Below are 7,585 nucleotides of genomic sequence, written 5' to 3'. Positions count from 1 at the left end.
TAGAAATCGTGTATGCTAAAGTCAAGCCATAAGAAATCATAGCGGTTTAGGGCGGCAATTTTGCAGAAGCGGCAGTGGGTTTATCTGATCAAAGTGTATAGCGTAGCGCGAGCCTGACGGCTAAAAAGACCACAAGAGGATCCTTATTTTTTCAGAAATAATTATATTACAAACAAAAATAAAAAGAAAGAAAAGTAATCGAAACATGAAATAAGCACCTATATATCGGAATTAAATGAAAGTAAAAAGAAAAGACTTAGTGGTGGTTAGAGGCGACTTGACGATGTCATTAATAGGCCCAATAATACGTTGTTTCGACGATAAAAACGGCAAAAATATTTTTCAAATATTTTTTGGACGATTAAGTTTTTAAGCTTCAAAAATGCGATAATGAAAAGTTTACTTTTCAATATTAAAGGCGAGCAAGTGTCCTAGAATAGGGCTTTACGATTTAGAAGTTTTGCAGTTTTTAAGTTTCGCAAGCTTAAACGGCTAAATCTCTCTTAAGAATTGAGAAATTTCACAGATTTTTTAGCTCGAAACTTAATTAAGGTTTTTTTGTGAAACTAAGCCGTTTTAATCGTTTCACTCTTGCCACTCGTTAGCTTTGTAGATGCCTAAAATGTAAATCGTCTCGCTCTCTATTAGATACGGGATAACGTAGCCTTTAAAGATTAAATCTCGTATGTTCTCGTCATCAAAGCTCACGGATTTACGATACATAAAGGGATTAGCGCTCGTAGTTTGTAGCTTTAAGATAAGTTCATCTCTAAACGCTCGCGCCCCGCTCGGGCTGTCCTTTGCGATAAAGTTGAATATCGCCTTTAGCTCGCGGTTAAAACGCGCCGTGCGCTTGATTATCATTTTTCCATCTCGGCTTTTAACGTCTCTAGCGGATAGGTTTTAAGCTCGCCGCGCCTGATAGCTTCTATGTCTGCTTTGTAGTCTGCAATCCTTTGCTCCATAGTTTTGCCGTCGTCATAAATTGGATATTCGCTTTTTTGCTCTATCGTATCGCGTGCGCTCGCTTCGTCTATTAGCCCTTTGCCTTTTAGGGCTTCGTCCGCACGAGCGTTTAACTCTTTGGCGTATTCGTCCGTTAGTTCGGTCGTAAGCGTCTCAAAGCTTGCATTCGCGCTGCTAGCTAAAATCTTGCCTATGGCTACGAGCTGGCGCATTATGGTCTCGTCCGTTCGTATGGTTAGGGTCTGCATTTCTTAGCCTTTATTTTAAAATCCTAGAGATATTTTAACTTCTTGAGGCTTAGGGTTTGATAAGGGCACCCGAGTTTAAAATTTAGATAAAATTTTGGGGGATGATATATCAATTTTTGCGCTTGCGTTTTGGGGGTGGGGAGGGTCTTTTTTGTGCAGGGTATCGTTTAGGCTTAGTTCGTATGGTAGTTTAAGTTCTTGCTAGCGCATATGATTTTTTTGCACCTAAATTTTAGCTCTTAAGCGTTTATGCGTTTTGTCTCATTTTGACACAGGGTAATAAGCAAAGCACGATAAAAGGGGGGTTAGAGCCTTTAATAAACAAAAAGTAAATAATTTAAGTTTCAGGCATTTTTTTGCCTTCTAAACCCTTCTCAAACCTCGCTAGAATGGGAGTTTAAACGACTTTAAGAAATCCTAAACTGCTATTCATATATGCCTTTTCCCTTACACCTATTTTACACCTACCGGGTGCAAAATCTGTTTAACCCTCCCCGTGATTTTAGATATGCGGATTAATGGGATAGAGTTTAGGCGTTTGCTTAAAGTTTTAATAAAGGGAGCTGTGATTTAACTCACTCCCCTAAATGTCTACGCGCCTTTTAGCGGAGTGTGCCATTTGTAGCTACCTCTAGACTCCGCTTCGTCTTGTAACGCGCCCGCTTGCTCGTAAAGATAGCTTATGCGCTCCTCTAGCTTTTCGCATTCGCTCGCGTAGTAGTTGAATAGGCGGTAAGCTTGTAAGCCTGCTTCAAATGTCGCCCGCGCTTCGTCCATATCCTGCGCTCGCTTAGCTATCTCGGCTTTAAATTTAGCCCTTTGCTTATCGTCTGCGGTTCGCTTTAGCTCGCGCTTATGCAGACTAGTCCATAGCCTAAAGGCGAAATCTTTTAGCTGTTCGTAGCTGGGCGCGTCTGCGCCCTTAGCCAAATACTTCAAAGCGATATTAAAGTCTCTTTTATTCATTGCTCGCCCTTTCGCTTAGTTTGTTTTTAAGTTCGTCGCGCTCCTGCTGCACTTCGTAAAGCTCGTCGCAGGTCTCGCACCATTTTAGGTGCAGTTCATTGTAGAGCTTGCTTAGTTTCTTGTTTCTATCCTCTAGGATTATCTTATCGGCTAGCAGGGTCTGAATGCTTTGCTCACTATCTTTTAGCTGTCTTAGCGTGTGGATATTGCTACAATAGATTAAGTAAGCGACGTTGTAAATCGCCTGTTCGCTTACCTCATCGCCACCACCATTGTTTTGTTTAATAAGATTGTTAAAACTCTCTTTGCTTGCTGATCTGTCTGTGTCATTTAAAATCATCTTAAGCTCCTTGCTGATTTGTGTTTTGCTTTACCACACGATAAAGCGCCTCCTGCTCTAGTGCGCCACTCTCGCATAAACGAGCTATGCGCTCAATCCTTGCTAGGCTTTGCGTGGCTTCGTCCGCTTTCACCTCTAGGGCGTCATAAGCGTTAGATAGCTCCGTAAGCTTAGCGAATAGGTCATAAGCGCAGTCCTGCGCGCTCTCGTATGTGGCTAGGAATTGTGAAAACCCTTGCCTTGTTGAATGGTTGTGTTGCATTTTAGCTCCTTATGGTAAAACTCTCATCTTTAGTTAAATATTTGATAGAATCATATCATCTTTAATTTAATAAGTCAAGCATTTTTGCAATCTTTGATGAAGTATTTAGATAATATTTTACATTTATGATTAAAAATGATACAATTAGCTAAAATTTAAAGGGGCGAAAATGCTAAAAAGTGATTTTTTAAAGAGATTAAGCGACCTAGGTTTATCGGTTAATGATTTTGCAAATTTAACAAAATTAAGCGCGGGTAGCATATACAATTGGAATAACGAAAAAAAACCTATCCCGTCTTGGGTTGAGCCATTTTTAATATACTATGAAAAATCCACACGCTACGAAAAAATCAAAGAGCTAACTAAAGACATCTAACCTCATCGCCTCCTTTATCTGTTACATATCCGTTACATAGTATTCGCCGCCTAAAGCTTTTACGTAAATGACAATTTGTCAGTTACGTAAATCTCGTTTAGCTCTATGAATAAAACTCACCTAGCTTTAACGGGCGCAAAATTGCGTTGGTTGAGAAATCTAAATTGCCTTGACATTTACGTAAATTGCGTTTAGCTCCCTACGTTAAATGTAGGTAGCTTTAACAAGGAATACAGAGTTTAAAAAGGTGGGGGTATTTGATACCTACACCTTTAACGCCCTAAATTTTAAGAGCGTTAGCTTTTCCAATTTTTAGCGATAGCCCTTTTTCAGGATTTTTTGAATAATGCGTTTCTCTTTTTTGAGAAATCCAAAGGGTATGAGTTTAATACCACCCCACCCCTTTTTAATTCAGGGGGCGTCTTTATGCCCTAAGTTAAATTTAGCCCATCATTCCTTTTTTGCTATTGCATTATTCGTTTTTAGCGAATGGCGATATTTGGGGCATTGCTGCGGCGGCGCAAAATTGCGCTATCGGACGAATAGGCTATTTTAGGGGCTTTCTACGACTCCTTGCTTTTAAGGCGTCGGATAAAGCTCGCATTTTGTTTAAATCTCGCTTTATTTTATGCTTTCTTATGATGTTTCTTAATATCCTTTAGCTTCTCTTGGCATCTATCGTTTTATGCGGTTTTAATGTTTTGCAGTGTAATATTAAGGCTATGAGTAAAAACGAGAGATTGAAAGCACAAATCGATTTTTTAAAAACAATTGTCGTATTATTGCTTACGGCAATATTCGCAATGGCAGGTTGGTTAGTTACTATCCGAAAGACGGCTGAATTATTTGATGTGCTTTTAGTTGGCACGGCAACGCTTGCATTATCTGTTGTGGTGTTTTTGCTTGTTAGAATATCGATTAAGAGTTTAAAAGACTTGGAAAATTTAAAAGAAAGGCGGTAAGCTATGGTTACTTTTTTTGTAGTGTTTTTTGTCGTAGCTTCTCTCCTCGTTGTTAGTATTGGATTATTGCAGCTAGGCAAGATTTAAAAATGACTTACGGCATCGCATTTATTGTTATTAGCCTGCTTTGCATTGGCTTTGTAGTAGCGTTTACGATAAAGCAACTAAGTGCCAAAAGCTGATTTAAAGCTCTTTGATTTAACCCTCACATTTCGTAAATAAAGCCCTCTGATTGATTTTAAGCCGGTTTGTATGAGGCGCGCCCTCTTTTTGTCTTGTAGCCCCTTTATTTTAATCCTATGCACCTGCTACTTTTTCAGGCGCGCCACCTTTTTTGAAAAAATGCGCGAGAGTGTTTAAGGTTGAGAGCTCTGTTTTATCATAAAAGGGGTGGAAGTGAGAAAGGGAAAGTAAACGAAAGGGGGTATACTAAGGGGTCTGAAACTTAAATCGCATTTTTGGGTTTTGATTTTGAGGCGGAGCAAAGTGCCAAAACATAGGAGTGGGCGGGCATTTTTTAAAAAAAGTAAAATGGGCGTTTGTGTTTTCATTTACTATGTGCTTTAGTTTTGCTTCCTATACACGTTTTATCAAACCTTAAAGTAAATGAGAAAAGTAAAAATTGGCTTAAGGTTTGAGGTAAATTTTAGGCGTATTTTTATCGTTAAGGGGGGCAGGATTAAATCTGCCCCTTTTTTTATGGCATAGCGTTACGGATAGAATAGGGCGGTTGTAGTTTATCGATTGTTCGGCGATGAAGTCGCTAGCTTTAAAATGTCTTTGAAATCACTTACGGCTTGGCGTAGTTGAAGTTCTAGGCGTTCGGTCTTGGGTAGTAGGGCGGGCTTATTTAAATCGATTATGGGTGCGGTTGCCTCCGCTCGATACAAAGGAAAGCCTAGCTCGTTCTTTAACGCCTTATCGTAAAAATAAATCCTTTGCAGCGTGCCAAACTCTGCTTTTACATAGGCGGTGCTTCCGTATCTGATTATCTTAAATGCGTCTAGGTTAAAAGGTGTGTGGCTATCATAACAAAGGTCGATACTTGAAACGTTATTTATCGCGTCTAGCAGCTCTGCTATTAAATGGGGTAGCGGGGCGGGCTTATGATATTGCCTTAGTCCATAAAACTCGATAATGGCTTTTTGACGGCAATCATTAGGCGCTTTTGTGGTAGCGTAAAATATGCTAAGATTTTCAAGTTCGTAAAGATCTGTTATCTTTAGTCCGCGAAACTCATAACGCCCCGCGATTTTAATCTCTTTGGTGTCTTGCATTTTTCGCCACTTTAGCCCGTGCGCTTTGGCTATGCTTTTAAGCAGCTCAATTTTGCTAAACCGCTTTTTGGTTATGGCATTTTTAAAAAAGCTAGCGCGGATCGTATCGATGTGAATGTTTTGGGTTTCAGCCAATATTTTGTTTAGGTATGATAAAATTTCCATGTTTTACTATCCGTTCTAGGGGCGGTTTCGCTTGATACTAGCCGCCCTTAAATCCTTTTGAGATATTTAGCTTTTTATTCGAGGCGTGCCCCTTGCTTTTATCGCTTCGCATCAGCACGAAGTAAAGCTGCGGTTCTGTTATCATAGTAAATTCTTTAACGCCGTAGCCGGTATCAAAGCTACCTAAGTTTAACTTATCCAGCTCAAACTCCGATAGTATCGCATCTTTTACCACGCTTGCATTAGTAAGCCCTAATGCCTTGCAAACGTCGGCTAGCCGCTGCAGCAGCGCGCGGGTCTGCTAAGATATCTTGAATGCTGGTAGCTTTAGCCGATAGGATAAAATCGCTCGCCCAATCCCTAAAGATTATCGTCTGCGGGGTCTCTGTCAGTTTAAAGCCTAGAGTAATAACGCCCTTTTTAGTCCAAAATACCATTTTTTGAGGCGTCGGATACACCCAGGACAAATCGGGCGGGGTGTCTACACCCCCGTGTGGATTAGAGCAGGGGGCATCAATAACTCCGCCTTTGCCGTCGTGATATACGTCTTTTAAGTAGTAATGCACGCCCTCGACATATTCAGTCGCGCCCTGCGTGCGTTGCTTCCTTACCGCTTTTTGAGTTACGCCGTAAGCTTGGGCTACTTGTCTATCCGATAAACTCCAAGTATCGCGATACTCCAAAATCTCTAAATCAAGATTGTTAAATTTTACTATCGCGCTCATTTTGACCTCCTTGCTCTTTCAGCTCTACACCCACAGCCTTTAGCCACTGGACGGCTTTGGCTCTTTGGGCGTCATCTTTGAAATAAGCGATTTTGTGGTCTTTCTTTACCTCATCGCGCCATCTGCGACTTATCAATCCGCTTTGCTCTAGTTGTAGCAAATAGACGTTTTGATTACTTGCGATAATGCTTGCCGCCCTTATGGGCTTATCACTATTTATCATTTTTAGCAAAATCTGCTTTTTTACTATCGACGTTCTCATTTTTTTTATCCTTTCTTATGCCCGCTTTGACCTCTAGGGCTTTAATGCTCTGCTCTTGCGTCCTTGTGATGTGGAATAAGTCATAAGCGCAGTCTAACAGCTCCTGTGACGCTCCGTCCAGGCTCTGCACCTTGTAGATATGTAGCTGCCTTTTAAATGCCTTTAGCATATCTTTATCGCCCGCGCTAAAACAAAACGCGCTAGGTGTAAAATTTAGCTTACTTCGCCCCATTGCTCGCCCCCTCTGTAGTTAAAAAGATTAGGGCTAGCCTTTCGTTCTCGCTTTGTAGCTCCTGCATTTGCTCGCGTTGAGCCGATAGCGCTAGGAATAAATCAAAGGCTACATCCTTAAAATCTGCCGTTTTGCTTCCGTCTCGTTCGCCCTGTAAGTATTTGAGATAAATATCGGGATAGCACGCTTTAAGCATCTTTTCGTAATGCTCGGGCGCGTCTTTTAAATCTTTGCACTCGCTTGCAAAGTCCGCGATAGCCTTTTGATTTATCTCGTTCTCGCGTTCCTCGAATAGGTCAAACGCTACGCTTAGGGCTTCAATCACGCCCCTTCGCCGCTCGTCCTGCTCCTGTGCGTCCGCCTGCGCGTATATCGCCTTAATATCGGGATATTTAGATAAATAGGCGTAAAAACGTAAATACCGCCTTTTCTCGGCTTCGTCCTTAAACAGCGGCTTCATCTTGCGCCGCCTTTCTCATAAAAAACGCCTCTACTTCGGAGGGGTCAAAAAAAGTGATGTTTTTGCTAAATTTTATCGGTCTTAGAAAACCTTGTTTAGCAAAATACCACACCGTGCTTAAGCCTATGCCGTAGATATTAGCAATCTGCGCCGCCCTTAGATACTTCGGTTTAACTTCGCTTTTTCTCATTGCTTAGCCTTTATTGTTTGGATTATCCTTGCAAAGATTAGGCGAATTATGGCAAGATTGAAAAAGTTAAACAAGAAAGAATATTTTTAGGCGAATGAATAAAAGTGTTAGATTGTGAATAAAATCAGCAGGTAGTTTAAAGGATAAAAGCCCT

General features: G+C 40.9%; 14 protein-coding genes. 2 read left to right on the top strand and 12 right to left on the bottom strand.

Annotation, left to right across the window (positions count from 1 at the left end):
• Positions 1 to 585: 585 nt before the first annotated feature.
• From Q0274_RS00675 to Q0274_RS00655, 5 genes are all read right to left on the bottom strand, one after another.
• On the bottom strand, positions 586 to 864 hold the full coding sequence (locus Q0274_RS00675; protein WP_298026665.1) for a type II toxin-antitoxin system RelE/ParE family toxin: 279 nt from the start codon (positions 862 to 864) through the stop codon (positions 586 to 588).
• A complete protein-coding gene (locus Q0274_RS00670) occupies positions 861 to 1,214 on the bottom strand; it encodes a hypothetical protein (protein ID WP_298026662.1) in 354 nt (117 codons plus the stop codon). Before Q0274_RS00670 ends, Q0274_RS00675 begins: the two co-directional genes overlap by 4 nt.
• Positions 1,215 to 1,805: 591 nt before the next feature.
• On the bottom strand, positions 1,806 to 2,180 hold the full coding sequence (locus tag Q0274_RS00665) for a hypothetical protein (protein ID WP_298026659.1): 375 nt from the start codon (positions 2,178 to 2,180) through the stop codon (positions 1,806 to 1,808).
• The gene (locus Q0274_RS00660; RefSeq protein ID WP_298026656.1) at positions 2,173 to 2,520 is read right to left on the bottom strand and encodes a hypothetical protein; all 348 of its coding nucleotides are present in this window, start codon (positions 2,518 to 2,520) and stop codon (positions 2,173 to 2,175) included. The genes Q0274_RS00665 and Q0274_RS00660 overlap by 8 nt, the downstream gene beginning before the upstream one ends.
• 1 nt (position 2,521) lies before the next feature.
• The gene (locus Q0274_RS00655; protein WP_298026653.1) at positions 2,522 to 2,782 is read right to left on the bottom strand and encodes a hypothetical protein; all 261 of its coding nucleotides are present in this window, start codon (positions 2,780 to 2,782) and stop codon (positions 2,522 to 2,524) included.
• 169 nt (positions 2,783 to 2,951) lie between these two features.
• Between Q0274_RS00655 and Q0274_RS00650 the strand changes: the two genes are divergently transcribed.
• Together Q0274_RS00650 and Q0274_RS00645 are read left to right on the top strand one after the other, a co-directional pair.
• Positions 2,952 to 3,158 (top strand): XRE family transcriptional regulator, encoded by a 207-nt coding sequence (locus Q0274_RS00650; protein ID WP_298026651.1) that lies wholly within the window; start codon positions 2,952 to 2,954, stop codon positions 3,156 to 3,158.
• 722 nt (positions 3,159 to 3,880) lie between these two features.
• Positions 3,881 to 4,120, top strand: coding sequence for a hypothetical protein (locus tag Q0274_RS00645; RefSeq protein ID WP_298026648.1), 240 nt, complete (start codon positions 3,881 to 3,883; stop codon positions 4,118 to 4,120).
• Positions 4,121 to 4,857: 737 nt separating this feature from the next.
• Here Q0274_RS00645 and Q0274_RS00640 read toward each other — a convergent pair.
• Genes Q0274_RS00640 through Q0274_RS00610 form a run of 7 tightly spaced genes read right to left on the bottom strand, consistent with a single transcriptional unit; the run spans position 4,858 to position 7,431 of the window.
• Positions 4,858 to 5,562 carry an aspartate carbamoyltransferase gene (locus Q0274_RS00640; protein ID WP_298026646.1) on the bottom strand — a complete coding sequence of 235 codons (705 nt, stop codon included), beginning with the start codon at positions 5,560 to 5,562 and terminating at the stop codon, positions 4,858 to 4,860.
• A 37-nt stretch (positions 5,563 to 5,599) separates the two neighbouring features.
• Positions 5,600 to 5,797, bottom strand: coding sequence for a hypothetical protein (locus Q0274_RS00635; protein ID WP_298026644.1), 198 nt, complete (start codon positions 5,795 to 5,797; stop codon positions 5,600 to 5,602).
• 7 nt (positions 5,798 to 5,804) lie between these two features.
• On the bottom strand, positions 5,805 to 6,287 hold the full coding sequence (locus Q0274_RS00630; RefSeq protein WP_298026641.1) for a hypothetical protein: 483 nt from the start codon (positions 6,285 to 6,287) through the stop codon (positions 5,805 to 5,807).
• A complete protein-coding gene (locus tag Q0274_RS00625; RefSeq protein WP_298026638.1) occupies positions 6,265 to 6,549 on the bottom strand; it encodes a hypothetical protein in 285 nt (94 codons plus the stop codon). Before Q0274_RS00625 ends, Q0274_RS00630 begins: the two co-directional genes overlap by 23 nt.
• Positions 6,500 to 6,781 carry a hypothetical protein gene (locus tag Q0274_RS00620; protein WP_298026636.1) on the bottom strand — a complete coding sequence of 94 codons (282 nt, stop codon included), beginning with the start codon at positions 6,779 to 6,781 and terminating at the stop codon, positions 6,500 to 6,502. Before Q0274_RS00620 ends, Q0274_RS00625 begins: the two co-directional genes overlap by 50 nt.
• Complete coding sequence (locus Q0274_RS00615) at positions 6,768 to 7,241, bottom strand: hypothetical protein (RefSeq protein WP_298026633.1); 474 nt, start codon at positions 7,239 to 7,241, stop codon at positions 6,768 to 6,770. The genes Q0274_RS00620 and Q0274_RS00615 overlap by 14 nt, the downstream gene beginning before the upstream one ends.
• Positions 7,225 to 7,431: a helix-turn-helix domain-containing protein gene (locus Q0274_RS00610; RefSeq protein ID WP_298026630.1), complete on the bottom strand. Its 207-nt coding sequence runs from the start codon at positions 7,429 to 7,431 to the stop codon at positions 7,225 to 7,227. The genes Q0274_RS00615 and Q0274_RS00610 overlap by 17 nt, the downstream gene beginning before the upstream one ends.
• Positions 7,432 to 7,585 lie beyond the last annotated feature (154 nt).

The sequence above is a fragment of the uncultured Campylobacter sp. genome, from assembly GCF_937973075.1.
Classification (GTDB): domain Bacteria; phylum Campylobacterota; class Campylobacteria; order Campylobacterales; family Campylobacteraceae; genus Campylobacter_B.
Note: the sequence above shows the minus strand (reverse complement) of the source record. Positions and strands in the feature narration are given on the sequence as shown.